Source organism: Pseudomonas sp. HLG18 (genome assembly GCF_051903985.1).
Classification (GTDB): Bacteria; Pseudomonadota; Gammaproteobacteria; order Pseudomonadales; family Pseudomonadaceae; genus Aquipseudomonas; species Aquipseudomonas fluorescens_BT.
The window spans coordinates 2,509,495-2,535,703 of the sequence record NZ_CP195831.1; the positions used below are offsets into that span (position 1 = coordinate 2,509,495).

The window sequence follows — 26,209 nt, forward strand, 5'->3', positions numbered from 1 at the left end:
TTTCGTATCCAGGTTCCGATTCAGCAGGTCAGCTCTTCACAGGAATACGCTTTTCGGGACGGGTAATGTCGAAGACATGTTGCACGCAGTTGTCGCCAATGAATTGAAACTCCACCAGATAGGTTTTGCCGCGCTCTGGCGTAAACGAATTGCTCACTGGCCCGCAGGTATGGAGAACGCCGGTGCGAGGGCCATTTGCATAGCCCGATACTTCAAGCGTCTTATCCGCATCGGCCTGGGTTTCCAGTTGCGGGAAGCGTTTGGCCACTGCGCTGTTGCCCACTTCGTTGAGCTTGGCAATCCAGCCGAACACCTGGCCTCGCCCCGAATCCACAACGGTTCCCACCTCCTCCATGCGGCGGTCGGGATCGTCTGCACGACGGATTGAAAACTCCACCGGAATCGTCGAGCCCGACGCTTTCATCACAACCTTGGCGTGCTGCGCATCGACCGCCACCGTATTCTGATGCAACTGGACACCGTCTTTCAGCAGATTGGGAGACGAGTCCCGAACGTTGGAATGGCAGCCTGCAAGCGCGAACGCCAAGGTCAAAGTGGCGAGTGCACGTTTGTTCACGTATGAATCTTCCCTAATCAGCGCAACAGTACAAAAGTGTTATCAAAGTAGCGGCGCGATATTAGATGGCCACTATTTTGGCGTCAATCCATCGATTCAGCACCCTGGCGATGCTGATACGCACCGTCAATCAGGCCAGCGGCTGAAATCAGTGCTCAACGCACAATTTCGTCGCCACGTCCTGCGGCGCAAGCACTCGACCATCGGCTGACATCAACTCAAGCTTGCGGATCGGTTGCCCCTTCTGCGCATCGACCATCACCGAGCCCGACTCGCCTGGCTCGAACATGAACTCACCACCCCACTGCGACAGCGCAACAATCACGGTTTGCAACGCCCGGCCCTTTTCCGTCAGCACGTATTCCTTGTAGGCGCTGCCATCGGACGCCGGCACCAGGCGCAGGATGTCGCGTTCCACCAGTCCTTTGAGCCGCACGCTCAACATGTTCTTGGCGATTTCCAGGCTCTTCTCGAAATCGCTGAAACGACAAATGCCTTCCAGTGCATCGCGGATGATCAGCAACGACCACCAGTCGCCGATCAGGTCCAGCGTACGGGCAACCGGACAGGCATTGCCTGCAAGGCTTTTGCGCTTCATTTCGGGTATCTCCGGCAAACGACAGATGGGCTGTGGTTGCATCTTACAACTCACGTTGCAAAAGCGATAACACCGTGCGCCACGAACTTAGCACCTGCGTACAAGTGGCTGAAGCGCTTTGCCGCGATAGTGATCGTTGCCATCACGGCATCCACGCAGGCCTACACCCAAGGAGTTTCCATGAGCACGTTCACGACTCAAGACGGCACCGAAATCTATTTCAAGGACTGGGGCAGCGGCCGGCCCGTGCTGTTCAGCCACGGTTGGCCACTGGACGCCGACATGTGGGAATACCAGATGGAATACCTGAGCAGCCGCGGCTACCGCACCATTGCCTTCGACCGTCGCGGTTTCGGCCGCTCCGAGCAGCCGTGGACCGGCTACGACTACGACACCTTCGCCGACGATATCGCGCAATTGATCGAGCACCTGGATCTGCGTGATGTGACTCTGGTCGGTTTCTCCATGGGCGGCGGCGATGTCAGCCGCTACATCGCACGCCACGGCAGCGAGCGAGTCGCCGGCCTGGTGTTGCTGGGCGCGGTGACGCCGTTGTTTGGCAAGAAGCCGGACTTTGCCGAAGGCGTCGACAAGTCGGTGTTCGACGGGATCAAGGCGGGTCTTTTAAAAGATCGCGCGCAGTTCATCGCTGATTTCAACACGCCGTTCTATGGCCTCGACAAGGGTCAGAAAGTCTCGGACGGTGTGCTGACACAAACCCTGAACATCGCCCTGCTGGCCTCGCTCAAAGGCACCGTGGACTGCGTCACCGCATTCTCGGAAACCGACTTCCGTCCGGACATGGCGAAAATCGATGTACCCACCCTGGTCATCCATGGTGACGGCGACGTCATCGTCCCGTTCGAAACCACCGGCAAACGCGCCGCCGAGCAAATCAAGGGTGCCGAGCTCAAGGTGTATGCCGGCGCACCGCACGGCTTCGCCGTGACCCATGCGCAGGCATTGAACGAAGACCTGCTGGCGTTCCTCAATCGTTGAATCCGATGTAAATCGAGCGCCATCTGAAAAGGGGCCGCCGACACACCTGTCGACGGCCCCTTTTTTCGTTGTCCAGTCTTCCGGCGCCATAGCGAGGCCCCGTGTTTTCGGGATGTTCAGGCCTCTGCATCACGTTTTTATCTTCACATGCCAGCTTAATAATATTTTACCGATAACCACCCCCTCCCTAGTCTGATCCCAAGCACAGAGAACAGGTCGACAGCGACCTGAATCCAACGGCCTCGTGAGAAGGGATCAGAGATGACCACTGAAATAATAAAAACAGACACGCTTGTTGTCGGCGCCGGTCAAGCGGGTGTGGCCATGAGTGAACACCTGAGCAAACTCGGGGTGCCGCACCTGGTGCTGGAGCGCAGCCGCATTGCCGAACGCTGGCGCACCGGGCGCTGGGACTCACTGGTGGCCAACGGTCCGGCGTGGCACGACCGGTTTCCGGGGATGGAATTCGATGATGTCGATCCGGACGGTTTCGCCCACAAGGAACGCGTCGCCGATTACTTCGAGGCCTATGCGAAGAAATTCAATGCGCCGATCCGCACCGGCGTCGATGTGAAAAGCGTGGTGCGCAATGTCGGGCGTCCGGGTTTTACCGTCGAGACCTCCGAGGGCGTGATTGAAGCGGCCCGGGTCGTTGCTGCGACGGGTCCGTTCCAGCGTCCGGTGATCCCGGCCATTGCGCCAAAAGATGAGCGTCTGCTGCAGATTCACTCGGCCGACTATCGCAACCCGCAACAGCTGCCGGCCGGTGCAGTGCTGGTGGTCGGTGCCGGTTCGTCGGGCGTGCAGATCGCCGATGAATTGCAGCGCTCGGGCAAGCAGGTTTACCTCTCGGTCGGCGCCCACGACCGCCCTCCTCGCGCTTACCGCAACCGTGATTTCTGCTGGTGGCTGGGCGTGCTCGGCGAGTGGGATCAGGCCGCGATGAAACCCGGCCGCGAGCACGTGACCATCGCCGTGAGCGGCGCCCACGGTGGCCGCACCATCGATTTTCGTGGTCTGGCCCATCGCGGCATGACCCTGGTCGGCGTTACCGAATCATTCAGCAACGGCGTGGTGACCTTCAAACAGGACCTGCGCGACAACCTCAAGCGTGGCGACGAGAACTACCTCGCGCTGCTGGATGCTGCCGACGCCTACATCGAACGCAACGGTCTGGATCTGCCGCTGGAACCGGAAGCCCGCGAGACGTATCCGGATCCTGAATGCGTAAAAAACCCGCTGGCCGATCTCGATCTGGCCGCCGCCGGCATCACCTCGATCATCTGGGCCACCGGGTTTGCCGTGGACTATTCGTGGCTGAAAGTCGCCGCGTTCGATGACAACGGCAAGCCGCAGCACCAGCGCGGCGTGTCCAGCGAAGCGGGTGTGTATTTCCTCGGTCTGCCGTGGCAGTCGCGACGTGGATCCTCGTTCATCTGGGGCGTGTGGCACGACGCCAGGCACGTAGCCGATCACATCGCCACCCAGCGCAAATACCTGGCTTATCGCGATGCCGAACAACGCGAAGCCGCGCTGCACAACAACGCTGTCGACACCGTCGACGCTTGATTTCCCTCTTCAATACCGGCGCCCGTCGCGCCGGGCCCGATTTCGTCAGGAGCCTCACATGAGTCAGCCAACCCACACCCGCATTCGCATGTTCAACACCAAGGACACCTACCCGAACCAGACCCTGGACAACGACCTGTGCCAGGCCGTGCGTGCCGGCAATACCGTGTATGTCCGTGGCCAGGTCGGGACCAATTTCGACGGTGAACTGGTCGGCCTCGGCGACCCGCGCGCGCAGACCGAACAGGCCATGCGCAACGTCAAGCAATTGCTCGAAGAGGCCGGCAGCGACCTGAGCCACATCGTCAAGACCACCACGTACCTGATCGATCCGCGCTACCGCGAGCCGGTGTATCAGGAAGTCGGTAAATGGCTGAAGGGCGTATTCCCGATCTCCACCGGGCTGGTGGTGTCGGCCCTGGGTCAGCCGCAGTGGCTGATGGAAATCGATGTGGTGGCCGTGATCCCTGAGTAAGTCGGCAGACCGAGTTGCGGCCATCGCGAGCAGGCTCACTCCCACAGGGAAATGCGTTCCAAATGTGGGAGCGAGCCTGCTCGCGATGAGGCCAGCTCAGACAAACAAGGAGTAAAGACATGACATTTTCCATCGCAGCACGTTGCCCCGAAACCGGTCAGTTCGGGATCGCCATCAGTTCCTCCAGCATCGCCGTCGGCGCCCGCTGCCCTTGGTTGTTGCCGGGTGTCGGCGCGGTGTCGAGCCAGAACATCACCCTGCCCTCCCTCGGCCCGGAAGTGCTCGCTTTGATGGAGCAAGGCCTGGCGCCCGAGGCGGCGCTGGACAAGGTGCTGACCCGTAACGGCTACAGTCAGTACCGGCAGATCACGGCGATCAACCACCTCGGCCAGACCGCGCATTTCAGCGGCGCGCAAACCCTGGGCGTGCACAACGCTGTATCCGGCGAGCAATGCGTGGCGGCGGGCAACATGCTCGCCGGGCGCTCAGTGATCGAAGCCATGGTCAGCGCGTTCGAGGATGGCGAAGGCCAATTGGCCGACCGCCTGATCAAGGCCTTGCACGCCGCCCAGGCCCTGGGCGGTGAAGCGGGCCCGGTGCATTCGGCAGCCGTGGTCGTGGTCGGCGAACTGACCTGGCCCATCGTCAACCTGCGGGTGGACTGGGCCGATGAAGACCCGATCGGCCAACTGCAAAAACTCTGGGACGCCTATCGCCCGCAGCTGCAGGACTACATCGACCGCGCCCTCGATCCGGCCAAGGCGCCGGGCTACGGGGTTGCCGGAGACGACCGATGAGCGACAGCGTCGCGTTGCTCAAGACGCTGGTGGGGTTCGACACCACCAGCCGCGAGTCCAACCTGCAATTGATCGACTTCGTGCGCAGCTACCTCGAAGGGTTCGATGTGCCGTGCGAGTTGATCTACAACGATGAGCGCAGCAAGGCCAATCTGTTCGCCACGATCGGCCCGGCCGATCAACCGGGCATCGTGCTGTCGGGGCACACCGATGTGGTACCGGTCGATGGCCAGCCGTGGACGCTCGCGCCGTTCGAACTCAGCGAGCGCGACGGCAAGCTTTACGGTCGCGGCACGGCGGACATGAAGGGCTACATCGCCTGCGTGCTCGCGTTGGTGCCGTCGTTGCTCGAAGCACCGTTGCGTATGCCGGTGCACATTGCTTTGTCCTATGACGAAGAGGTCGGCTGCCTCGGTGTGCGCTCGCTGCTCAAGGTGCTGGAGCAACGTCCGGTCAAACCGCTGTTGTGCATCATCGGCGAGCCGACCGAACTCAAACCGGTGCTTGGGCACAAGGGCAAACTGGCGATGCGTTGCGATGTTCAGGGTCACGCCTGTCACTCGGCTTACGCGCCACTCGGAGTGAATGCCATCGAATACGCCGCCGAGTTGATCGGCGAACTGGGCCGCATCGGTCGACAGCTCAAGGATGAACACCTCGATCCGCGTTTCGACCCGCCGTATTCCACGGTGCAAACCGGCGTGATCAGCGGTGGAAAGGCGTTGAACATCGTCCCCGCCGACTGCCGTTTCGACTTTGAAATCCGCGCCCTGCCCTCGCAGGATCCGGCACTCGTCGCACAACAACTCCAGGCCTACGCCGAACAGCAAATGCTGCCGCGCATGCGGGTGGTCAGTAAGCAGAGCGATATTCGCTTCAGCGAATTGTCGGCCTATCCGGGGCTGGCGACTGACGCCCGAAGCCAGGCTGCGGAGCTGATCGCCACGTTCTGTGGCTCGGACGATTTCGGCACCGTGGCCTTTGGCACTGAAGGCGGATTGTTCGACGCCGTGGGTATTCCCACGGTGGTGTGCGGCCCCGGCAGCATGGATCAGGGCCACAAGCCGGACGAGTTCGTCAGCCGCGATCAGCTCAAGGCCTGCGATGAGATGATGCAACGGATGCTGGCTTCGATTCGCCTTTGACACCTGCCCCATGCTGGGGGGGCGGACTTGGTCCGGGCGGCGCTCCGATGATGGGGTCAGATCAGTCTCTGCTTATGTTGAGGCTGATGGCCTCTTCGCGGGCAAGCCCGCTCCCACAGTAATCCAGCGACTGGCACAGATTTTCGATGTGCCGCAACCGACAGACAGCTGCTCCTGGGGAGGTCGGCTGCGTTCGCGCTTGCATGCACGAAAGACCCGAAACAGAGCGGTTACGACAGAAAAACGAAGCTCGTTTTTTTAACGTCTGAAGCAACAAAACTACTCATTTATCTCTCCCCGTTCCTTGCCCATGATCAACCCCAACAAGAAATGCGCCGTCCCGTGCCGGCGCTTACTGAAGTACGTCCACGTACTCGTCCTTGCCTTGGAGTTCGTCATGGCCACCTCTGCAACAACGTCCGCACCGCTCATTGAAAAACACACGATCGGCTACGTGCCGCCCGAAGATCGCCACGGAAAGGTTCGGGATCTGTTCACCCTCTGGTTCGGCGGCAATATCGCGCCGTTGCCCATCGTCACCGGCGCCCTGGGCGTGCAGTTGTTTCACCTGAATCTGGTGTGGGGCATCGTCGCCATTCTGGTCGGCCATCTGGTCGGCGGTGTGCTGATGGCGCTGCACTCGGCGCAAGGCCCGCAGATGGGCATCCCGCAGATGATCCAGAGTCGCGCGCAATTCGGCTCCCTCGGCGCACTGCTGGTGGTGTTGATTGCCGGCGTCATGTACATCGGCTTCTTCGCCTCCAACATCGTGCTCGCCGGCAAGTCGCTGCATGGCGTGGTCGACAGCGTTCCGGTGCCGGTTGGCATTGTGATTGGCGCCCTGGGCTCGGGGATCATCGGGATCATCGGTTACCGCTTCATCCATGTGCTCAACCGCATCGGCACCTGGGTGTTGGGGATCGGCATCGTGGTCGGTTTCGGCTACATCCTCACCCATATCCAGACCGATGATTTCCTCACTCGCGGCAGCTTCAACCTCTCGGGCTGGCTGGCAACTGTGTCGCTGGCAGCGCTGTGGCAGATCGCGTTTGCGCCTTACGTGTCGGACTACTCGCGTTACCTGCCGGCGAATGTACCGGTGGCGGCGACCTTCTGGACGACCTACCTGGGATCGGCGCTGGGTTCGAGCCTGTCGTTCGTGTTCGGCGCCGTCGACGTGCTGGCAACGCCGGTGGGCATGGACACCATGGACGCGGTGAAACTCGCCACCGGCGCCATTGGCCCGTTGATGCTGGTGCTGTTCCTGCTCAGCGTGATCAGCCACAACGCCCTCAACCTGTACGGCGCGGTGCTGTCGCTGATCACCCTGGTGCAGACCTTCGCCTACCGCTGGATTCCGACCGCCAAGAGCCGCGCGGTGATTTCGATCATCGTCCTGCTGGCCTGCTGCTTCGCTGCGGTCGGCGCCTCGGCAGACTTCATCGGCCACTTCGTCGACATGGTGCTGGTGCTGCTGGTGGTGTTGGTGCCGTGGACCGCGATCAACCTGATCGACTTCTACGCCATCCACAAAGGCCAGTACGACATCGGCTCGATCTTCCAGGTCGACGGCGGCATCTACGGCCGTTACAACCCGCAGGCCTTGCTGGCCTATGCGATCGGTATCGCGGTGCAGATTCCATTCATGAACACGCCGCTGTACGTCGGGCCGGTGTCGGCGCACATCAACGGCGCGGACCTTTCCTGGCTGGTGGGATTGCTGGTGACGTCGCCGCTGTATTTCTGGCTGGCCAGTCGTGACAGTGCTTATCGCCGGCGGCTGACCTCGGGAAAACTGGCGGGCAGTCTCTGAGATTGACACGATGCACCAACAAGGCCCGCCCTGTGCGGGCCTTCTGCTTTGCGTTGTGCTATTTCTTTACGCCCGACGACAACCGGAAATGGAAATCCCATGCTGCGAATTCTGGGCAAAGCCTCATCGATCAATGTGCGCAAAGTGCTGTGGACCTGTGCTGAACTGAACCTTCCCTTCGAACGCGAAGATTGGGGCTCGGGTTTTCAGTCGACGTTGACACCGCAGTTCCTCGCACTCAATCCCTGCGCGATGGTGCCGGTGATCCAGGACGATGACTTCACGCTGTGGGAGTCGAACTCGATCATTCGCTATCTGGCGTCGCGCTATGACGGCGAACCACTTTACCCGAGCGAGCCGCGCGCCCGCGCACGGGTGGATCAATGGATCGACTGGCAGGCTTCGGAGCTGAACAAGTCCTGGTCGTACGCGTTCATGTCACTGGTACGCCACTCACCCGCGCATCAGGACAGCCTTGCGCTCGCGGCCGGTTGCCGGGAGTGGGCAAGGCACATGGAGATCCTCGACCGGCAGCTGCAAAAGACCGGTGCCTATGTCAGCGGCGAGCAGTTTTCCCTCGCTGACATCCCTGTCGGCCTGTCGGTCAATCGCTGGTTCGAGACGCCGCTGGAACATCCGCATCTGCCGGCGGTGAGCGCTTATTACGAACGCTTGAATCAGCGCCCCGCTTACCGATTGCATGGACGCAACGGCACGCCATGATTCCGGTCATTTTTTTTGAACGCCTCGCGGCGCTACTGACGTGCCCGCCACCGAGGGCACGATGAAGACGCTGAATCGGGCACACTTGTTCAATCAAATAAGCAGGTCTTCATAGAAGGCGCCGTACGGAAGCTCAGGATGTTCGATCTGGATTTCCAGAATCCACACACCGGCATTCGGAGCCTGTTCGAAGTCACCCAGATTGCCGCCGTGATAGATCGCGTGAGGAAAATCGCTGACCCGGTGCCCTTTGATGTCCAGATTCAGCTTCCAGCCCATGGCCTCGGCCTGATCGGTGGCGTAGCGATACAGTTCGACACCGGTTACGCCCTGACGCCAGAAGGCCTCGACCTTGTCGAAGAGTTCTTTGGAGGCGGCTGCGCAGGCAATCATTTGCGGATCGGACCCGGTGACGAACGTCGCCCCGGCATCGCCTTCGTGGCCTTCCCAGACCACGCCCATGTCGATGAAGAAAATGTCCTCTTCACCCAGGATCGGATCGCCTTCGGAGCGCTCCTTGAAGGTCTTCAGCGTGTTGGCGCCAAAACGGATCAGCAGCGGGTGCCAGATTCGGTCCATGCCCAGTTCGACAAGGATTTCCTTGCCCCGCGCATGGGCTTCGGATTCGCGCATGCCGGGTTTGATCACCTTGGCGATCTCGTCCACGGCCTTCCAGGTCAACTGCTGGGCGTGGCGCATGGTTTCCAGCACAAAACGCTCACCTACTGCTTCTTTACCGCTCAGGGCTGTGGTCATCGCTGATTCCTTCTGGCTAATCGCTTGCGCTGTATAGTTTTTTATATTGCGGTACAGGACGCCTAAGATACAACCATGACACAAAGCATCAATTCTCTTCTGCACGCACCACACCGCGCTCTTCCAACAAGCGCACAAACATACTCAGACTGCGCGAAACCGTACCCCGCCGCCATACCAGCCACGTCGTCAGATAGCGGAAATCCGCCGCCAGCGGCCAGACACTCACCGTCGCGCAGCCGGGCATGCTCTGCAGCATGCTGCGCGGCATCAAAGCCAGACCGGCGCCCGCGCTGACGCAGGCGAGCATGCCGTGATAGGACTCCATTTCGAAGATCTTGCCGGGCACCGCAGCGTCGGTGCTGAACCACTTTTCGAAGTGATGGCGATAGGAGCAGTTCGAACGGAACGCGTAAATGTTCTCGCCATTCACGTCCGCAGCACGCTGGATCGGCCCATGATGCAGCGGCGAGATGATGACCATTTCCTCTTCGAATGCCGGAATGCCTTCCAGCGCCGGGTGCAACACCGGACCATCGACAAATGCAGCGGCCAGACGACCCGAAAGCACACCGTCGATCATCGTCCCGGAGGGTCCGGTCGACAGGTCCAGATCGACCTTCGGATGCTGCTGGTTATAGGTCGCCAGCAATCCGGGAATGCGTACCGCTGCCGTGCTTTCCAGCGAACCCAGCGGGAATGCACCCTGAGGTTCTTCGCCGGCGACCGTGGCGCGGGCTTCCTGAACCAGATCGAGAATCCGCCGTGCGTACTCGAGAAAACTCCAGCCGGCCGGCGACAGCCGCAAGCGGCTTTTCTCGCGGATGAACAGATCGACGCCCAGGTCTTCCTCCAATTGTTTGATGCGGGTCGTCAGGTTCGACGGCACGCGATGGATCTGCGCCGCCGCCGCACTGATGCTGCCGTGCTCGGCCACGGCCTTGAAGATTTCCAGTTGCACCAGATCCACAGTCATTCTCCAATCGTGAAAGAAACGCTCTTTATTATTCAGTTTCCAGAAACCAAACACCACCCTACTCTGAGCGCATCCACTGACTTCGCAGGACGATGCCATGAGCCCGATTTCCAGCCAGACCCACGCCATCTCGATCAACCCCGCCACCGGGGAACAGATCGGTCACTACGCCTTCGAATCCGCTGAAGCCCTCGACGCCGCACTGACCCGTGCCGCGTTCGGCTTCGGAAAATGGAAACGCAAGCCGCTGCAGGACCGCTCCCATGCCCTGACCGCGCTGGCCGGCGCTCTGCGTGACAGCAGCGAGGCCATGGCGACCATGATTACTCAAGAAATGGGCAAGCCGATCGCCCAGGCCCGTGGCGAAATCGAAAAATGCGCCAGGCTCTGCGAGTGGTACGCCGAACACGGCCCGGCCATGCTCAACGCCGAAGCGACCCTGGTCGAAGGCGGCAAGGCGCGCATCGAATACCGTCCGCTGGGGCCGATCCTCGCCGTCATGCCGTGGAACTTCCCGATCTGGCAAGTGCTGCGTGGCGCCGTCCCGGCGCTGATCGCCGGCAACACTTACGTGCTCAAGCATGCGCCGAACGTGATGGGCAGCGCCTATCTGCTGCGCGACGTCTTCACCCGCGCCGGTTTTGCCGATGGCGTATTTGAAGTGATCAACGTCACCCCGGAAGGCGTGTCCACCGCCATCGCCGATCCACGCATCGCCGCCGTGACCCTGACCGGCAGCGTCCGCGCCGGCATGGCCATCGGCGCACAGGCCGGTGCCGCACTGAAAAAATGCGTGCTGGAGCTGGGCGGCTCCGATCCGTTCATCGTGCTCAACGACGCCGATATCGACGAAGCCGTGCAAGCGGCAGTGATCGGTCGTTACCAGAACTCCGGCCAGGTCTGCGCCGCCGCCAAACGCTTGATCATCGAAGAAGGCGTGGTCGAAGAATTCACCCGCAAATTCGTCGAAGCCACCCGCCAGTTAAAGATGGGCGATCCGTTGTCCGCCGACAACTACATCGGCCCGATGGCCCGTTTCGACCTGCGTGACGAACTGGATCAACAAGTGCGCGACACCCTGGAGGAAGGCGCCACCCTGCTGCTCGGCGGCGGCAAAGTAGAGGGTTCGGGCAACTACTACGAGCCGACCGTATTGGCCGACGTCACCGACAGCATGACCTCGTTCAAGCAGGAGCTGTTTGGCCCGGTGGCCTCGATCATCACCGCTCGCGACTGCGCCCATGCCGTGGCGTTGGCCAACGACAGCGAGTTCGGTCTGACTGCAACGATCTACACCGCCAACGTCGCCCTGGCCCAACAACTGACCAGCGAACTGGAAACCGGTGGCGTGTTCATCAACGGCTACTCCGCCAGCGACCCGCGCGTGACCTTCGGCGGCGTGAAGAAAAGCGGTTTCGGCCGCGAGCTGTCGCACTTCGGCGTGCGCGAGTTCTGCAATGCGCAGACCGTGTGGCTGGATCGCCGCTGATCCATTGAAAAAAGCCCGGAAGCGTTTTGCGCTTCCGGGCTTTTTCATTTATGCCGCAGCCTGTCGGGGTTCCGACACCGTCCGATCCTTGCTCAACAGTCCCAGCACCACAGCCGCCGACACCAGCGTGATGATCGTCAGGATGTGCAGCAGATACTGGAACGCCGAGGCGTAGCCCTGCACCAGACGTTCATTGGCCAGGCCCGGAACCGTGTTGATCGCATGGGCCATGTCGCCGGTGGTCACCCGGTGCGCCGTCTCCGCAATCAGCGCGGTGTCTGCACCGCTGGCCACGGCTTGCAGATCGGTATGCAGCAGCGAGGCAAGAATCGCCGCGACACTGGCCAGTGCAATCCCCTCACCCGCCACCCGCACCGTGTTGAAAATCCCGGCCGCCATGCCGGCCCGTTCTTTCGGCACCACGCTGACCGACAGTCCATCCATCAAGCCCCACGGAAGGCCCGCGCTGATCCCGATCAACACCATCGGCATCACCAGCGCGAATTTCGGCTCGCCGACGTTGTACAGGCTCAGCCAGTGCAGACCCACGGCGGCAATCAAAAAACCAACGCCCGACAAGAGACCCGCCGAGACAAACCGGGTCATCGATGCTGCCAGCATCGGCACCACCAGCATCGGTGCCGACAGCGCCAGCAATAGCAAACCGGCATCGATTTCACTCAAGCCTTCGACGCCGATAAAGCGCAACGGCAGCATGACCACTAGCACGATGTAGCAAAAGCAGGTGCCGATCGGCAGCATCTGCACGCCGATAAAGCGCGGAAAACGGAACAGCGTCAGATCTAGCATCGGACGTTTGACACGCATTTCGATCATGACAAACAGTGCCAGCAACAGCGCCGAAGCGCCCAACAGACCGACCACCAACGGACTCCCCCAGCCGTTTTCGGGAGCCTGGATCACACCGAACGTGAACAGCGCCAGCATCGAGCTGAACGTCACGGTGCCCGGCCAATCGAGACCGCTGGCGTCGGGGTCGCGGGTTTCACGCATGCGCGGCAGGCCGAAGACCATCGCGATCACGCCGATCAGTGCGGTGAAGACAAAGATTGCACGCCAGTTGAACGCCTCGATCAACGCCCCGGCCACCAGCGGCCCAAACGCCAGACCGATGCCAAACGTGGTGCCGAGCATGCTGTAGGCACGGGTGCGCGCATGGCCTTCGAATTCCTGCGCCAGCGCCGCCGAACCGCTGGCCAGCGCCGCCGCCCCGGCCACGCCCTGGATCGCCCGCAACACATCCAGCCAGACCACCGAAGGCGCCAGGCTCTGGGCAATCGACGCTGCGGTAAACAACAGCATGCCGCCGGTGAACAGGCGTTTACGCCCATAAACGTCAGCCAAGGCCCCCGCCGCCATCAGCAGACTGCCGAACGACAACATGAATGCATTGGTGATCCAGGTCAGCGCCACCGGGCTGCCGCCCAAGTCACGCCCCATGGCCGGCGTCGCGACCGCGCCACCGGTAAAACTTAACGGAAGGACCAGTGCCGACAGGCAAATGGCCGCGAGGATCAGCAGCTTGTCGCGCTCGCCAGGGTATTGGGAGACAGTTGTCATGGGTTCATCCAATGAATAGAAAATCAGGCTTGATGCGACTTTAAAGCCGTTCCATTGATGCGATAATCCCAACAAAATTACATGACTTTATGAAAGGTGCTCACTAATGAAAAATCCGTCCACGGCGGATCTGTCGATCTTTCTGAGCATCGCCCAACATCTGAATTTCAGCCGTGCGGCGGTGGATCTGGGCCTGACACCTTCAGCGTTGAGCCACTCGTTGCGGGCTCTGGAAAATCGCCTGGGCGTACGCCTGTTCAATCGCACCACCCGCAGCGTGGCCCTGACCGAGGCCGGCGAACGGCTTTACGCGCGATTGAAACCGGCATTTCGCGATATCGAAGATGCGCTTGAAGACCTCAACCACTTTCGCGACAAACCCTCGGGCAACCTGCGCATCACCTCCGGGCGCCAGGCGTGCGAACTGGTGCTGCTGCCGATTGCCAGCGAGTTCCTGCAGGCCTACCCGGACATTCGTCTGGAAGTGGTCGAAAGCGATGCGCTGCTGGATATCGTCGCCGCCGGGTTCGATGCCGGCGTGCGTTTCGGCAACCGGCTGGAGGCGGACATGGTGTCGCTGCCCATCGGGCCGAACCTGCGTTCAGTGGTGGTCGGTTCGCCGGCGTTTTTCCAGCGACATCCTGCGCCGCAGCAACCTGAAGAGCTGCATGCCCTGCCCTGCATCCGCCATCGGTTCCCGAGTGGTTCGATGTACCGCTGGGAATTCGAACGTGATGGCATTGAACAGGAAATCGACGTCAACGGCCCGCTGACCCTGGGCGATGTCAGCCTGATGGTCGGCCCCGCGCTGCAAGGGCTGGGACTGGCTTATGTGTTCGAAGACATGGTCAGCGAACACCTCGCCGCCGGGCGTCTGGTGCAGGTGCTGGCGGACTGGTGCCCGTACTATCCCGGGCTGCATCTGTATTATCCGAGCCGACGCCATGTACCGGCGCCGCTCAAGGCCTTCATCGATTTTGCCCGCAACGCTCGCCACAGCAAAACGGGCTAGCTACAGGTACTTCAACCAGGCGAGGTCACGTCGCCGAGACTTCAATGCCGAGAACCAGCGCACCGCCGGAAACAGCGCGACCGCCAGCAGCATTGCCGCCAACCACACCGCCGTCACCGACGAGAACCCGAAATAGCTGCCCTGATTGAGCCCGAACAACGCCACGCCGATCAGGTACAGCACCTTCAATGCATACAGGTGCAGCAGGTAGAAAAACATCGGCGCCGAACCGAACACGGTCAGCCAGCGAATCCAGCGTCGATCCTGTGCACGCTCGAACACCAGCAACAGCAGCAGCCCGACGCTCACTGTCAGCGTGATGAACAACATCGACGGCGGGTATTTGGTGATGTTGAAAAAACTCATCAGGGTTTGCAGGCTGCTGTCATTGATCGACCACGGTTTCTCGCCGTAACCGTTGACCAGTCGCAGCACCACGAAACCCACCAGCCCGGCGATGCCAACGATCAGCAAACGTCGCTGCCGCACGCCTGCATCGGCCGCACGTGCGAACCACGGCCCCAGCGCGTAACCCAGACCGATCACGCCGATCCACGGCAGCAACGGGTACGACGTGCGCAAACGCAAACTCTCGCCGACTTCGATCCAGCCGCGGTCATGCAGGATCGCCCACGGCACATGCAGCACCGACTCCGTTGCGAAGTGCAGTCCGTCGAGCAGGTTATGCCCGGCGATGATCGCCAGACTCAGCATCAACAACAGCCAGCGTGGCAACCAGACCAGCAGCGACAACGCGATCATGCTCAGGCCGATGGCCCAGATCACTTGCAGGTAGATCGCGGTCGGCGGCAGCTGGAACGTCCAGGCGAAATTCACGAGGGTGAATTCGAGCGCTACCAGAAACAGTCCGCGCTTGAACAGAAAGGCACTGACGTCAGCCTTGCCGTCGTACTTCTCGCCGAACAGCCACGCCGACAATCCGGTCAGCAGCACGAACACCGGCGCGCACAAATGCGCCAAAGTGCGGCTGAAGAACAGCGCCGGCTCTGTGCTGGCAATGTCCATCGGATCGGACACCTGACGATGCAGCAGAAAGGTTTCGCGCACGTGATCGAGCAACATGAACAGAATCACCAGGCCACGCAGCGCATCAATGGACAGCAACCGGCCAGTCGCCGAGGGGGCAGAACGGGGAACCGCAATCGTCATGGGGGTATCGCAATCGAAAGGTTGATCGATGCAGCCGCCCGAAAGCGGCCGCATAATTTGCGTTACCTTATAACATGAAAAACCGATCCAATCGCCAGCGATTCTCAAACAGCGATCACGCTGTACGCAGGGTTTCCAGCACGACTTGCAACGGATGGCGCAACTGTTGATCGGCCTGGCGCTTGACCTGACTGCGGCAGGAATACCCGGTGGCCAGTGCCTCGCCCTTCTCCACCGGAGCCTCGATCTGCTTCGCCCAGGACTGCTCGTAAATCACCGCCGAGGTCTGGCGATTGCGCGCTTCGTGCCCGTAAGTGCCGGACATTCCGCAGCAACCGGTGGCCTGCGTCGTCAGCTTCAGGCCGACCCGTTCGAACACCTGCTCCCATTGCCGGGTCGCGGCGGGCGCATTGGTTTTCTCGGTGCAGTGCGCCAGCAGACGGAAGGTTTCCTCACGGCACCGATCGACTGGCTCCGGCATGACGTTGAGCAGCCACTCCTGCACCAGCGCCACCTCCGGGCATTTTTCCATCCCCGGCACTTTCAGGTATTCCTGGCGATAAACCAGAGTCATCGCCGGGTCGAGCCCCACCAGCGGCACGCCCATTTCGGCCAGTGCGTGCAGTTGCCCGGCATTGCGCAACGCCGCACGATTGAACGCCGAGAGGAAACCCTGCACGTGCAGCGGCTTGCCGTTGGCACTGAACGGCGCCAGATACACCTGATAGCCCAGTCGCGAAATCAGCTCGATCAGATCCGCCAGCAATGGTGCTTCGAAATACCGGGTGAACGCGTCCTGCACCAGCACCACACTGCGCTCGCGTTGCGCCTGTGTCAGCGCCGACAGCACCTCGACCGACGCCGGCTGAACCTGCCAGCGGCGCATCGCCGCGTGGAAATCGAAACGACTGAGTAACGGCACATCGACCATTCCACCAAGACGCTCGATCAGACCACGGCTGAACGAAGCGCCCATCAGACCGTTATAAAGAAACGGAATCCGCGCCATGTACGGAATCGTGTACTCCAGCGAGGCAATCAGATAGTCCCGAGCCGGCCGCAGATAACGCGTGTGATACAGCTCCAGAAACCGCGAACGGAAGTCCGGCACGTTGACCTTCACCGGGCATTGCCCCGCGCAGGACTTGCACGCCAGGCAGCCGGCCATGGCGTCGTACACCTCGTGGGAGAAGTCGTGCTCCTGCGCACGGCTGTTGCGCCAGCGATGCAGCAACGTACTGAAAAACGGCGGACGGCGACTGGCATCGGACAACACATCGACACCCGCCTCGCCCTGCAAACGCAGCCATTCGCGAATCAGCGAGGCGCGGCCTTTTGGCGACTGCGCACGCTGGCGAGTGGCTTTCCACGACGGGCACATCGCATCGTCAGGATCGAAGTTGTAGCAGGCGCCGTTGCCGTTGCAGTGCATCGCTGCACCGTAGTCCTGCCAGACTTTCTCGTCGATCTGCCGGTCCAGTTCGCCGCGCAGGGTCACTTCGTCAATCTTCAGCAATGCAGCGCCGGGAATATCCGGCGTGGCGATCTTGCCGGGGTTGAACTGGTTGAACGGATCGAACGCCGCCTTCAAGGCTTGCAACGCCGGGTACAAATCACCGAAGAAGGCCGGCGCGTATTCCGAGCGCAGGCCTTTGCCGTGCTCGCCCCACAGCAGGCCACCGTAACGCTGGGTCAGCGCGGCGACGCCGTCCGACACCGGTCGCACCAGCGCGGCTTGTTGCGGGTCTTTCATGTCGAGAATTGGCCGTACGTGAAGCACGCCGGCATCGACATGGCCGAACATGCCGTATTGCAATTGATGGCTGTCGAGCAGGTCACGCAGTTCGGCGATGTATTCGGCCAGGTGTTGCGGTGGCACGGCGGTGTCTTCGACAAACGGCTGCGGCCGCGCTTCACCGGCAACGTTGCCGAGTAAACCCACTGCGCGTTTGCGCATGCCATAGACGCGATTCACCGCCGCATGCCCGACGGCCAGCGTGTGGCCGAGGCGCTCGACCGTGGCGTCGGTGCCCAGGTGCTGGACGAAAGCCTCGACCCGGCCTCTCAGTTCCTCGGGATCGTCGCCGCAGAACTCCACCAGGTTGATCCCCAATGTCGGCCGCTCAGCGCTTTCCGGGAAGTATTCGGCGACGCCGTGCCAGACGATGTCCTGCATCGCCAGCAACAGCACTTTGGAGTCCACGGTTTCAATCGACAGCGGCTTGAGTGCCATCAACGCGCGGGCATCACGCAACGCGTCCATGAAGCCGCCATAGCGAATGTTCACCAGCATGGTGTGCTTGGGGATTGGCAAGACGTTGAGCTTGGCCTCGACCACAAACCCCAGCGAACCTTCAGCACCGCACAGCACGCTGTTGAGGTTGAAACGGTTGTCGGCCTCGCGCAGGTGCGCCAGGTCGTAGCCGGTCAGGCAGCGGTTGAGATCGGGGAAGGTTTCGCGGATCAGTTCGCCCTGCTCATCGATGATCTGCCGCGCACAGCGATACACCTCGCCGGCCCGGCCTTCACGGGCGCATTCCGCTGCCAGCTCACTTTCTTCAAGTGGGCGGCCGTGCAAGCGCTCGCCCCCGCGCAGGACCATGTGCAGTTCCAGCACGTGGTCGCGGGTCTTGCCGTAGGTGCAACTGCCCTGGCCGCTGGCGTCGGTGTTGATCATGCCGCCAACGGTGGCGCGGTTCGAGGTCGACAGTTCCGGAGCGAAAAACAGCCCGGCGGATTTCAGCGCGGCGTTCAGTTGATCCTTCACAACACCGGCCTGCACCCGCACCCAACGCTGTTCAACGTTGATTTCGAGGATGCGGTTCATGTGCCGCGACAGGTCGACGACGATACCGTCGGTCAAAGACTGGCCGTTGGTGCCGGTGCCGCCGCCGCGAGGGGTGATCACCACTTTCTTGTACGCCGGTTCGGCGATCAGACGGGCCAGCAGCGCCACGTCGTCGGCGTCACGCGGGAATACCGCCGCTTGCGGCAAGCGCTGATAGATCGAGTTGTCGGTGGCCAGCACCACGCGGCTGGCGTAGTCGGCACTGATTTCGCCACGAAAGCCGCTGGTTTCAAGGGCTTTGAGAAACTGTTGGTAGTCGGTGTTCAGCGTGGTGGAAGGCGACAGCTGGGCAATCATCGGGAGGGCAATCTCGGTCAAAAACGGGCCGTGTGGCGGTGAACAGTTGTGCGCAAGGAATGATTGCGTCACGCTCCCGCCATCTCATAGGCCTTATGTTCATTGCAGAGCGATGCCGGGACAACCGTAAAATCGACCCGCAATCCATGACTAAAACGAATGAATCCGCGAACCCTTACTCCCTCGATGTCGTTGCTGCTGGCGTTTGAAGCCGCCGCACGCCATGAAAGCTACACCCGCGCCGCTCACGAACTGTCGCTGACCCAAAGCGCGGTCAGTCGTCAGGTGCAGATCCTGGAAAAGATGCTTGGCATGCGCCTCTTCAGCCGCGAAGGCCGACGGGTGGTCCTTACCGACGTCGGGCGTATGTATCAGCGTGAATTGTCCGAAGCCCTCGGGCAGATTCGCAGCGCAACGCTGCAAGCCATGGCGTTTGGCTCGGGCATTCACAGCCTGCGCCTGGCGACCCTGCCAACCTTCGGCTCAAAATGGCTGCTGCCACGCTTGAAGGATTTCTACACCGCGCACCCCGGCATGACTGTGCACCTGCATTCACGCATCGAAGCCATCGACTTCGACACCAGCGAGATCGACGCGGCGATTTACGTCGGCGGCGGTGACTGGCCGGGGCTGACCGCCCACCGCCTGCACACCGAAGAACTGGTGGTGATCGCCAGTACGCAGCTGTCCGATGCCGAACGTCTGGCTGCCGACAAGGATATCGCCGGGCAACTGCTGCTCAACGTCAGCAGCAATGCCCAGGCGTGGAGTGAATGGTTCAGTCATCACGCCCTGCCCCATCGCAGCATGCGCATCGGTCCCAGCTTCGAGATGACCTCGCACCTGATCCAGGCCGTGCGCGCCAATATCGGCATCGGACTGGTGCCGAGGATTCTGGTGGAGGATGAACTGCACAACGGTGAGTTGGTGCAACTGGGGGAGCCGATCAGCAGTCGGCGCAGCTACTACTTGGTGTATCCGGCGCGTAATGAATCGCTGGCGTCGCTGAAGGCGTTTCGGGATTGGCTGGTACAGACGCTCTGAGTTGAATGAGCGATGTTCGGGTGGATTACGTTTCTGCTGCGCAACCCACCGTGTAAACGAGCATTCCGCTTACCGACATCACCGACTGACAGGCAAAAAAAAGCAGAAAACGCTCACACGCTTTCTGCTTTTTTCATATCGACAGCATGGCCGTCAAAGGCAATCGCGCACCGATTTGCGCAGCGAGCCGGACTTGGCCCATGGCGGCCCCTGGTACAGCGACACACGGCTGCCATCCTTGTACTTCACGATATCGAGAATCTCGTCGGCAGTGACGATGCTTGGCGCCGTGATCCTGTAACCATTGGAAATCGCGACCTGGGATGTCTTGGAGATATCCTGTTGCCACAACGGCAGCACGCAGGCGGCGTACTCCTTGGGAGCCTTGCCACTGATCTTGCTGAAGTTCGGTTCGCCCGGCACGAGTGACGCCGGCAGAGAACAACCAGCCAACGCGGCCATCATCAGGCCCCCGATCAACATCCGCATAAAGAATCCTTCATCTGAAAAGTCGCGAATTTACCCTGTTACTGTTTGAACATCCATCGTGGCGCAATGCTCGCGCCCCGAAACCCGGGCTTTTCCCGCTTTCGACGTGAACCGCTCCGACCAATGGCAGTCGATTCACAGCCATTCGGCCCGGTGACCGATCGCCCTTGCCCTCTCTTGCGAAAATGCGGCTACTATTTTCTACCGAGAATGTTCCGGAGGTGATCATGCGGCTCAATGAATACGAACATGAACTTCAGCGTGACCTGCAAAGTGTTGCATCAGACCTGCGATGGTCGGCAGTCGACCTCAAGCGCATTGCCGAGCAATTGCGCAAATCCGGCAACGAGGCGGATGCGCAGACGGTGCTCAGATCCTGCGAGGTGCTGCAAAGTGACGAGGAACGTCTGCAGCTCTATGCCAGGGAAGTAAAAGCCCGCGCCATCAGCCGAACGAAAGTCCACTGACCCTTGATCCTGCAACAAAAAAGCCCCGGACAACCGGGGCTTTTTCATTGCAGGCCTTCAACCTGTCTTGCGGCCGTGCGTGCGGCTCTTGTAACCCGGAAGTGCAGCGGCATACGCCAGCGCCTCCTCTCGGCTGGCGAAAGACGCCAGTCGATCACCCTGCGTGCAGACCCGCCACGGGCCGTTGTTCACACTCAGTACGTCATAGCCATTCATGTGCATTCTGTTCAGTATCGCCATGCTCATAGGCACCTCCTGTCGACTATCGATAGTCCAACTGCACATTTTCACCTTACACCGGGTTCGCCACCGCGTGCCGACCAGACGTCGCCCAATTCGGCGTCAAGTGTCTGGCACTTTTGCGTTTTTCGACCACTCTGACATCAAAAGGGCGCCTAAACCAAGGCACGGCGTGAATATTGCATTTTCATGACAGAATCATGACATTCGGCAACCGAGTAACAAATGAAAGTACGTGCAACCATCATCTGCGAACAGGATCGACACATTCTCCTGGTACGCAAACCCCGATGCCGCTGGAACTTGCCGGGCGGCAAGGTCGAGCCCGGCGAGGCCAGGGTTGACGCCGCGACACGCGAACTTGAGGAAGAAACCGGCCTGCTCGCCGATGGCTTGCTGTATCTGATGGAGCTGGAGGCCGGCAGCACCCGCCACCATGTCTATGAGGCATCGGTGCTGAATATTGAAGAAGTCCGGCCGCAGAACGAAATCGTCGATTGCATCTGGCATCCGCTGGACGCAGTGCAGAACCTGAGTGTCAGCGACGCGACGCTGCAAATCGTCCGGGCCTTTCAGCGCCGCCTCTGAGTCAGCCGGCGAACGCCCGGCGCCCGGCACTCATTTCAGTGCGCAACTCACCGATGAAGTTGGAGATGTCACGAATGGTGACCAGATGTTCCGGCGATACGCCGTTGAGCAGCAGATCGACCCGCCCGCTGTCAGGTTCGTAAACCTTGATCTGCAACAGCCCCTGCCCCGTTTCCGTGCAATCACAGCAAAGGGGCGAAAAGCCGGATTCGACGATGCGGCAAATGTCGGCAATGGCAAGCATGGGTGGACGCCTCGTGGGCGAAGGAGCGGTCGACCCATTGAGCATAGATGAGCGTTTCGACCTTGCGCGAGCGGCAGACAGCGAAAAAATGCCAAGCGCTTCACATCTTTGAATCGGCACACTCAATTGGCGTCGCGGCCCCAGATCCAGTTCCAGATTCCCGGCAGCCGAACCGGGTCCGAACTCTTCTGCACCGTACGCGCCAGCGCGGCTTTTTCCAGCAGCGCATGATCGTCGTAGAACGGTTTGTCCGCCAGGCGCACGCCGGTGGCTGCGGCGCTGTCGAGCAGAATCTGCAGATACTCGCGGGCATGTCGCGCGGTATAGCGGTTGAGGTCATGGAACGTCACCACCACCGGAATCACCCCGTCCACCGTCGGCAATTCACCGAGGGCGATTCGCTCACGCACTTGCGACAGCTGACGCAACAGGTTCGCCCGACGCCGTGGGCTGGCATTGAAGCCCCAGATCTTGCCGTCATTGGCGCTCAGATCGGTCAGTAACACATGCAGACCATGTTTCTGATACGCCGCGAACGTACGTTTGTCGTAATTCCAGAATGGCGGACGCAGCAGCACCGGAGGCGCGCCGGTGATCGCCGCGATGTCCGCCGTGCCATTGGTGAGTGACGTTTCGAGTTCCTGCGGATCAAGCGAGCGATGGTTGGTGTGCCAGTGGGTCGCCGTATGAAAACCCAGAATGTGACCTTCATCGTGTTCGCGATGCATGAGCCGCCGGCCGATCTCGCTGTTGCCGGCCCTTGGCGCACGGGTCTGGACGAAAAACACCGCTTTGATATCAGGCTGCAGCGGGTTGTCTTTCAGACTGTCGAGTACGGTTTCGGTCGGATTGTAGAAACTCGAGGCACTGGGACCGTCATCGAAGGTCAGCAGAAATTTCACCGGAGCCTGCGCATCCAGACGCGATCGGGTCTGCTCAGTCATTTCGATAGGGGCCGCAATACACCCCGCCAGCCCGCTGATGATGGCTACAGCGCAGAAAAGCTTGAACCAGAGTTTCATGTTTTGCCTTGAGCCCGACCGTTGCGGTCACGTTGTCGATTGGCAAAACTCCCTCGCCGCTGCTGCCTCCCTGCGACCCACCGAAATGGGCCGAGGTTGGATAAAGATAACAGGGTTTTGTTCCAGTGCTCACTCAGTGCGCCAATGCCTGCTGGAACGAGGTATCGATAATGCCTGCCGTGGCCAGTGGAGCCGGCAGCGCCTTGACCTTGAACAGGAAGTCCGCGGTGCCTCGCAGATCGGCAGCGGCTTGCTGATCCACCGGACCGACGGTCATGTGCGCCTGGCGCAACCAGTGCCGCGAGACCTCTTGATCGAGATTGGCCTTCTTCGCCCACAGGTCCGCGTATTCGTCGGTATGGTTGTCAACCCACGCCCGGGCCTGTTTCAGGCGCCCAAGAAAGTCGGCAATCGCCTCACGCTTGCTGTCGATGGACGGCGCGGAAGCGGCGATGGCGCTCAAGCCCGGCATGAGGTTTTTTGCGGTCAGAATCGGTCGTGCGCCTGAGAACACGATCTGCTGGGAAATGTACGGCTCCCACACCGGGAAAGCATCGATGCTGCCCTGAGGCAAAGCCGCGGCGGCGTCGATCGGCATCAGTTTGACGAATTCGACGTAGTTCTCCGGCAGGCCGCCCTGCTCCAGCGCTCGCAGGGTCAACTGCTGACTCCAGGCACCCGGCCAGTAGGCGACTTTCTTGCCCTTCAGGTCCTCGATGGTTTTCACCGGCGAATCTTTGGGCACCAACAGAGCGATGGTGTCCGGGTTCTGCCGTGACACACCGATCAGTTTTACCGGCGCCTGCTTGGCAGCGAGGAACAGAAAGCCCGAATCGCCGAGAAAGCCCAGGTCCAGCGAACCGGTCTGCAACGCCTCAGCCAGCGGTGCGGCGGCCTGGAAGTGTTTCCAGTCGACGGTGTAAGGCGCGTCCTTCAAGACGCCGGACGCTTCTACCGAGGCGCGGATGTTGTAGTAATTCTGGTCACCGACATGCAGGACCAAGGGATCAGCAGCGTAGGTCAATGGCGTGGCAAACAATGCGCTGGTCAACGCAGCGCGTAGGAAACGGGAGAGCTTCATGGCGAGTCCTGCAAAGGGGATTTTTATAGACCATAACGCTCTTACAAATCTAATTTGAAATTCGATTAGCGCATAAGCTCAGCACTGTCGATGAACGCTGTCTGTCTGGCAACAGTGGCGCGGCACAGTGTTTGTCCTGCAACAGTTCAAAGCGCACAAACCCTCTGAAAACCCCGTAAACACGGCGTTCAAGGCGTATGGCACAGAGCCTGCAATATTCCATTCATGCAGGAAGCATTCGATAAAAATATCTTTTTTGACATAAGAACCTGTTGCCTTGCCGGAGCGTGCCCATGAAATCCCCTTTACCGTTTTCCCGAGTCAAAACCCTGCTCGCGGCCTGCGCTGTGGCCCTGAGCCTGCAACCTTTCGCCCAGGCGGAGCAATCGCCACCCGCCGAAGTGCATCTGGACTACGCCTATTACTCGCCGGTCAGCCTGGCGCTCAAGCATTTGGGCTATCTGGAAAAGGCCCTGCCTCAGAGCAAGGTCAGTTGGGTGTTGAGCCAGGGCAGCAACCGTTCGCTGGAGTACCTCAACAGCGGCGGCGTGGACTTCGCTTCGTCCGCCAGTCTTGCCGCCGTGCTGAGCCGCGCCAACGGCAGCCCGATCAAATCGGTGTACGTCTACAGCCGCGCCGAATGGACCGCGCTGGTGGTGCGCAAGAACTCGCCGTACCAGACCGTTGCCGACCTCAAGGGCAAGAAAATCGCCGCCACCAAAGGCACCGATCCGTACCTGTTCACCTTGCGCAGCCTGCAACAGGCCGGGCTGAAAAAAGACGATGTGGAACTGGTGCACCTGCAACACCCGGACGGCCGCACCGCCCTGGAGAAAGGCGACGTCGACGCCTGGGCCGGACTCGATCCGCACATGGCCGCCAGCCAGGTACAGGCAGGCTCACGCCTGCTGTACCGCAATCGCGACTTCAACAGCTACGGCGTGATCAGCGTCACCGAGCAATACGCCAAGGAACATCCACAAACCATCGACACGGTGATCAAGGCCTACGAACAGGCCCGCGAGTGGTCGGTGAAGAACCCGGACGAGCTGGCCAAGTTGCTCGCCAGCGAATCCGGCCTGCCGCTGGACGTGGCCAGGCTGCAACTGTCGCGCACCGACCTCGGCAGTCCGCAACTGACGGCGAAGGACGTGCTCGCCTCGAAAGCCGCCGCGCCGATTCTGGTCTCCGAAGAGCTGGTGCGCCGTGGAGTGAATGTCGATCAGGTGATCGATCAATTGATCGACACCGGTTTCCAGCAAGTCGCCGCCGCCCAGTAACCGATCAGGCTCGCGACAAATCCGCGCCCGACGCGGATTTGTCGTGAGCGGAGTACCGTCCATGAGCAATGACCTGCCCGCCCGCCTCGCCGTGTCGCTGCCGCGCCCGCAACCCCGGCCGTTGAATCCGCTCTGGCAGCGGCGTCTGAAGGGGCTGGCCCTGCCGCTGCTGATCGTGATCGCCCTGGAGATCATCGTGCGCATCGGCTGGCTGCCGTCCTATCAGATGCCTGCACCGAGCGAAGTCGCCCTGACCCTCACCGATCTGGCCGAAGGCGCACTGTGGAAACACATCGGCGCCAGCCTGATTCGCGTGCTGATCGGGTTTGCCATTGGTGCAAGCCTTGCCCTGGTATTTGCGGCATGGGTCGGCCTGAGCCGGGAGGCCGAAGCGTACCTGGAACCGACCTTTGCCGCGTTGCGTTCGATCCCGAGCCTGGCCTGGGTGCCGCTGTTGCTTTTATGGCTGGGCATCGACGAGACCTCGAAAATCGTCCTGATCGCCATTGGCGCTTTCTTCCCGGTGTACGTCAACGTGGTCGCGGCGATCCGTAACATCGACCGCAAATTGGTGGAAGTCGGCCACATCTATGGTTTCACTCACCTGCAACTGGTGCGCCGGATTCTGCTGCCCGCCGCCCTGCCCGGCCTGTTCACCGGGCTGCGCAGCGGCATGAGTCTGGCGTGGATGTTTCTGGTGGCGGCCGAACTGATCGCAGCGACCAAGGGCTTGGGCTACCTGTTGAGTGACGGGCGCGAAACCTCGCGACCGGACATCGTGCTGGCGGCGATAATCGTGTTGGCGCTACTGGGCAAAATCAGCGACGGCCTGCTCGCCGCCCTCGAACGTCGATGGCTGGCCTGGCGCGATACCTTCAGTGGCCAGGGCAGCAAGGACTGATCCGCACAACTAAGCTGAACCTTCAGGC

Annotated in this window: 26 protein-coding genes; 14 read left to right on the forward strand and 12 right to left on the reverse strand. The window is 60.8% G+C overall.

Annotated features, from left to right (window positions below; genetic code table 11):
* Positions 1-28 precede the first annotated feature (28 nt).
* Together ACSPX5_RS11405 and ACSPX5_RS11410 are read right to left on the reverse strand one after the other, a co-directional pair.
* Positions 29-577, reverse strand: a complete 549-nt coding sequence (locus ACSPX5_RS11405; RefSeq protein ID WP_169430719.1) for a hypothetical protein — start codon at positions 575-577, stop codon at positions 29-31.
* Between the two features lie 148 nt (positions 578-725).
* Positions 726-1,175 carry a winged helix-turn-helix transcriptional regulator gene (locus ACSPX5_RS11410; RefSeq protein ID WP_439821727.1) on the reverse strand — a complete coding sequence of 150 codons (450 nt, stop codon included), beginning with the start codon at positions 1,173-1,175 and terminating at the stop codon, positions 726-728.
* A 180-nt stretch (positions 1,176-1,355) separates the two neighbouring features.
* Here ACSPX5_RS11410 and ACSPX5_RS11415 point away from each other — a divergent pair, with 180 nt between their 5' ends.
* From ACSPX5_RS11415 to ACSPX5_RS11445, 7 genes are all read left to right on the forward strand, one after another.
* Complete coding sequence (locus ACSPX5_RS11415; RefSeq protein WP_169430721.1) at positions 1,356-2,174, forward strand: alpha/beta fold hydrolase; 819 nt, start codon at positions 1,356-1,358, stop codon at positions 2,172-2,174.
* 261 nt (positions 2,175-2,435) lie between these two features.
* Positions 2,436-3,743 (forward strand): flavin-containing monooxygenase, encoded by a 1,308-nt coding sequence (locus tag ACSPX5_RS11420; protein WP_439821728.1) that lies wholly within the window; start codon positions 2,436-2,438, stop codon positions 3,741-3,743.
* Between the two features lie 58 nt (positions 3,744-3,801).
* Complete coding sequence (locus ACSPX5_RS11425; RefSeq protein WP_007950460.1) at positions 3,802-4,218, forward strand: RidA family protein; 417 nt, start codon at positions 3,802-3,804, stop codon at positions 4,216-4,218.
* 119 nt (positions 4,219-4,337) lie between these two features.
* A complete protein-coding gene (locus tag ACSPX5_RS11430; protein ID WP_169430723.1) occupies positions 4,338-5,015 on the forward strand; it encodes a DUF1028 domain-containing protein in 678 nt (225 codons plus the stop codon).
* Positions 5,012-6,160 carry an acetylornithine deacetylase gene (gene argE, locus ACSPX5_RS11435; RefSeq protein ID WP_439821729.1) on the forward strand — a complete coding sequence of 383 codons (1,149 nt, stop codon included), beginning with the start codon at positions 5,012-5,014 and terminating at the stop codon, positions 6,158-6,160. The genes ACSPX5_RS11430 and argE overlap by 4 nt, the downstream gene beginning before the upstream one ends.
* 397 nt (positions 6,161-6,557) lie before the next feature.
* Positions 6,558-7,973, forward strand: coding sequence for a purine-cytosine permease family protein (locus ACSPX5_RS11440; protein WP_439821730.1), 1,416 nt, complete (start codon positions 6,558-6,560; stop codon positions 7,971-7,973).
* A 99-nt stretch (positions 7,974-8,072) separates the two neighbouring features.
* A complete protein-coding gene (locus ACSPX5_RS11445; protein WP_439821731.1) occupies positions 8,073-8,696 on the forward strand; it encodes a glutathione S-transferase family protein in 624 nt (207 codons plus the stop codon).
* Positions 8,697-8,789: 93 nt separating this feature from the next.
* On the opposite strand, the gene ACSPX5_RS11450 is transcribed toward ACSPX5_RS11445, so the two are convergent.
* Positions 8,790-9,452, reverse strand: a complete 663-nt coding sequence (locus ACSPX5_RS11450) for a M24 family metallopeptidase (RefSeq protein WP_439821732.1) — start codon at positions 9,450-9,452, stop codon at positions 8,790-8,792.
* A gap of 88 nt (positions 9,453-9,540) precedes the next feature.
* Positions 9,541-10,422, reverse strand: a complete 882-nt coding sequence (gene ptrR, locus ACSPX5_RS11455; RefSeq protein WP_039767672.1) for a putrescine utilization regulator PtrR — start codon at positions 10,420-10,422, stop codon at positions 9,541-9,543.
* Positions 10,423-10,525: 103 nt separating this feature from the next.
* Between ptrR and ACSPX5_RS11460 the strand changes: the two genes are divergently transcribed.
* Positions 10,526-11,917 (forward strand): aldehyde dehydrogenase family protein, encoded by a 1,392-nt coding sequence (locus tag ACSPX5_RS11460; RefSeq protein ID WP_439821733.1) that lies wholly within the window; start codon positions 10,526-10,528, stop codon positions 11,915-11,917.
* 48 nt (positions 11,918-11,965) lie between these two features.
* On the opposite strand, the gene ACSPX5_RS11465 is transcribed toward ACSPX5_RS11460, so the two are convergent.
* On the reverse strand, positions 11,966-13,498 hold the full coding sequence (locus tag ACSPX5_RS11465; protein WP_439821734.1) for an MFS transporter: 1,533 nt from the start codon (positions 13,496-13,498) through the stop codon (positions 11,966-11,968).
* Between the two features lie 106 nt (positions 13,499-13,604).
* Here ACSPX5_RS11465 and ACSPX5_RS11470 point away from each other — a divergent pair, with 106 nt between their 5' ends.
* On the forward strand, positions 13,605-14,510 hold the full coding sequence (locus ACSPX5_RS11470; protein WP_439821735.1) for a LysR family transcriptional regulator: 906 nt from the start codon (positions 13,605-13,607) through the stop codon (positions 14,508-14,510).
* Here the strand turns inward: ACSPX5_RS11470 and ACSPX5_RS11475 are convergent, their stop codons facing one another.
* Positions 14,511-15,680, reverse strand: a complete 1,170-nt coding sequence (locus ACSPX5_RS11475) for a DUF1624 domain-containing protein (RefSeq protein ID WP_439821736.1) — start codon at positions 15,678-15,680, stop codon at positions 14,511-14,513.
* A gap of 115 nt (positions 15,681-15,795) precedes the next feature.
* Positions 15,796-18,825 carry a D-2-hydroxyglutarate dehydrogenase YdiJ gene (gene ydiJ, locus ACSPX5_RS11480; protein ID WP_439821737.1) on the reverse strand — a complete coding sequence of 1,010 codons (3,030 nt, stop codon included), beginning with the start codon at positions 18,823-18,825 and terminating at the stop codon, positions 15,796-15,798.
* A 159-nt stretch (positions 18,826-18,984) separates the two neighbouring features.
* On the opposite strand from ydiJ, the gene ACSPX5_RS11485 reads away from it, so the two are divergent.
* On the forward strand, positions 18,985-19,869 hold the full coding sequence (locus ACSPX5_RS11485; protein WP_169430733.1) for a LysR substrate-binding domain-containing protein: 885 nt from the start codon (positions 18,985-18,987) through the stop codon (positions 19,867-19,869).
* 153 nt (positions 19,870-20,022) lie between these two features.
* On the opposite strand, the gene ACSPX5_RS11490 is transcribed toward ACSPX5_RS11485, so the two are convergent.
* On the reverse strand, positions 20,023-20,358 hold the full coding sequence (locus ACSPX5_RS11490; RefSeq protein ID WP_169430734.1) for a hypothetical protein: 336 nt from the start codon (positions 20,356-20,358) through the stop codon (positions 20,023-20,025).
* A 227-nt stretch (positions 20,359-20,585) separates the two neighbouring features.
* Here ACSPX5_RS11490 and ACSPX5_RS11495 point away from each other — a divergent pair, with 227 nt between their 5' ends.
* Positions 20,586-20,825, forward strand: coding sequence for a hypothetical protein (locus ACSPX5_RS11495; protein WP_065259780.1), 240 nt, complete (start codon positions 20,586-20,588; stop codon positions 20,823-20,825).
* 57 nt (positions 20,826-20,882) lie between these two features.
* On the opposite strand, the gene ACSPX5_RS11500 is transcribed toward ACSPX5_RS11495, so the two are convergent.
* A complete protein-coding gene (locus ACSPX5_RS11500; RefSeq protein ID WP_096820121.1) occupies positions 20,883-21,071 on the reverse strand; it encodes a DUF2188 domain-containing protein in 189 nt (62 codons plus the stop codon).
* A 219-nt stretch (positions 21,072-21,290) separates the two neighbouring features.
* On the opposite strand from ACSPX5_RS11500, the gene ACSPX5_RS11505 reads away from it, so the two are divergent.
* Positions 21,291-21,653, forward strand: a complete 363-nt coding sequence (locus ACSPX5_RS11505) for an NUDIX hydrolase (protein WP_169430735.1) — start codon at positions 21,291-21,293, stop codon at positions 21,651-21,653.
* 1 nt (position 21,654) lies between these two features.
* Here ACSPX5_RS11505 and ACSPX5_RS11510 read toward each other — a convergent pair whose 3' ends face one another.
* The 3 genes from ACSPX5_RS11510 to ACSPX5_RS11520 form a co-directional block, all read right to left on the reverse strand.
* A complete protein-coding gene (locus tag ACSPX5_RS11510; protein ID WP_169430736.1) occupies positions 21,655-21,897 on the reverse strand; it encodes a DUF1652 domain-containing protein in 243 nt (80 codons plus the stop codon).
* A gap of 122 nt (positions 21,898-22,019) precedes the next feature.
* Positions 22,020-22,919: a polysaccharide deacetylase family protein gene (locus ACSPX5_RS11515; protein WP_439821738.1), complete on the reverse strand. Its 900-nt coding sequence runs from the start codon at positions 22,917-22,919 to the stop codon at positions 22,020-22,022.
* Positions 22,920-23,052: 133 nt separating this feature from the next.
* A complete protein-coding gene (locus ACSPX5_RS11520) occupies positions 23,053-24,000 on the reverse strand; it encodes an ABC transporter substrate-binding protein (protein ID WP_439821739.1) in 948 nt (315 codons plus the stop codon).
* A gap of 293 nt (positions 24,001-24,293) precedes the next feature.
* Between ACSPX5_RS11520 and ACSPX5_RS11525 the strand changes: the two genes are divergently transcribed.
* Together ACSPX5_RS11525 and ACSPX5_RS11530 are read left to right on the forward strand one after the other, a co-directional pair.
* Positions 24,294-25,280 (forward strand): aliphatic sulfonate ABC transporter substrate-binding protein, encoded by a 987-nt coding sequence (locus ACSPX5_RS11525; RefSeq protein ID WP_439821740.1) that lies wholly within the window; start codon positions 24,294-24,296, stop codon positions 25,278-25,280.
* Positions 25,281-25,341: 61 nt separating this feature from the next.
* The gene (locus ACSPX5_RS11530) at positions 25,342-26,181 is read left to right on the forward strand and encodes an ABC transporter permease (protein ID WP_439821741.1); all 840 of its coding nucleotides are present in this window, start codon (positions 25,342-25,344) and stop codon (positions 26,179-26,181) included.
* Positions 26,182-26,209: the final 28 nt, after the last annotated feature.

Coding starts and splice junctions, on each gene's coding strand:
- ACSPX5_RS11410 (WP_439821727.1), bottom strand. CDS start 1,175: ATGAAGCGCAAAAGCCTTGCAGGCAATGCCTGTCCGGTTGCCCGTACG.
- ACSPX5_RS11415 (WP_169430721.1), top strand. CDS start 1,356: ATGAGCACGTTCACGACTCAAGACGGCACCGAAATCTATTTCAAGGAC.
- ACSPX5_RS11420 (WP_439821728.1), top strand. CDS start 2,436: ATGACCACTGAAATAATAAAAACAGACACGCTTGTTGTCGGCGCCGGT.
- ACSPX5_RS11425 (WP_007950460.1), top strand. CDS start 3,802: ATGAGTCAGCCAACCCACACCCGCATTCGCATGTTCAACACCAAGGAC.
- ACSPX5_RS11430 (WP_169430723.1), top strand. CDS start 4,338: ATGACATTTTCCATCGCAGCACGTTGCCCCGAAACCGGTCAGTTCGGG.
- argE (WP_439821729.1), top strand. CDS start 5,012: ATGAGCGACAGCGTCGCGTTGCTCAAGACGCTGGTGGGGTTCGACACC.
- ACSPX5_RS11440 (WP_439821730.1), top strand. CDS start 6,558: ATGGCCACCTCTGCAACAACGTCCGCACCGCTCATTGAAAAACACACG.
- ACSPX5_RS11445 (WP_439821731.1), top strand. CDS start 8,073: ATGCTGCGAATTCTGGGCAAAGCCTCATCGATCAATGTGCGCAAAGTG.
- ACSPX5_RS11450 (WP_439821732.1), bottom strand. CDS start 9,452: ATGACCACAGCCCTGAGCGGTAAAGAAGCAGTAGGTGAGCGTTTTGTG.
- ACSPX5_RS11460 (WP_439821733.1), top strand. CDS start 10,526: ATGAGCCCGATTTCCAGCCAGACCCACGCCATCTCGATCAACCCCGCC.
- ACSPX5_RS11465 (WP_439821734.1), bottom strand. CDS start 13,498: ATGACAACTGTCTCCCAATACCCTGGCGAGCGCGACAAGCTGCTGATC.
- ACSPX5_RS11470 (WP_439821735.1), top strand. CDS start 13,605: ATGAAAAATCCGTCCACGGCGGATCTGTCGATCTTTCTGAGCATCGCC.
- ACSPX5_RS11475 (WP_439821736.1), bottom strand. CDS start 15,680: ATGACGATTGCGGTTCCCCGTTCTGCCCCCTCGGCGACTGGCCGGTTG.
- ydiJ (WP_439821737.1), bottom strand. CDS start 18,825: ATGATTGCCCAGCTGTCGCCTTCCACCACGCTGAACACCGACTACCAA.
- ACSPX5_RS11485 (WP_169430733.1), top strand. CDS start 18,985: ATGAATCCGCGAACCCTTACTCCCTCGATGTCGTTGCTGCTGGCGTTT.
- ACSPX5_RS11490 (WP_169430734.1), bottom strand. CDS start 20,358: ATGCGGATGTTGATCGGGGGCCTGATGATGGCCGCGTTGGCTGGTTGT.
- ACSPX5_RS11495 (WP_065259780.1), top strand. CDS start 20,586: ATGCGGCTCAATGAATACGAACATGAACTTCAGCGTGACCTGCAAAGT.
- ACSPX5_RS11500 (WP_096820121.1), bottom strand. CDS start 21,071: ATGAGCATGGCGATACTGAACAGAATGCACATGAATGGCTATGACGTA.
- ACSPX5_RS11505 (WP_169430735.1), top strand. CDS start 21,291: ATGAAAGTACGTGCAACCATCATCTGCGAACAGGATCGACACATTCTC.
- ACSPX5_RS11510 (WP_169430736.1), bottom strand. CDS start 21,897: ATGCTTGCCATTGCCGACATTTGCCGCATCGTCGAATCCGGCTTTTCG.
- ACSPX5_RS11515 (WP_439821738.1), bottom strand. CDS start 22,919: ATGAAACTCTGGTTCAAGCTTTTCTGCGCTGTAGCCATCATCAGCGGG.
- ACSPX5_RS11520 (WP_439821739.1), bottom strand. CDS start 24,000: ATGAAGCTCTCCCGTTTCCTACGCGCTGCGTTGACCAGCGCATTGTTT.
- ACSPX5_RS11525 (WP_439821740.1), top strand. CDS start 24,294: ATGAAATCCCCTTTACCGTTTTCCCGAGTCAAAACCCTGCTCGCGGCC.
- ACSPX5_RS11530 (WP_439821741.1), top strand. CDS start 25,342: ATGAGCAATGACCTGCCCGCCCGCCTCGCCGTGTCGCTGCCGCGCCCG.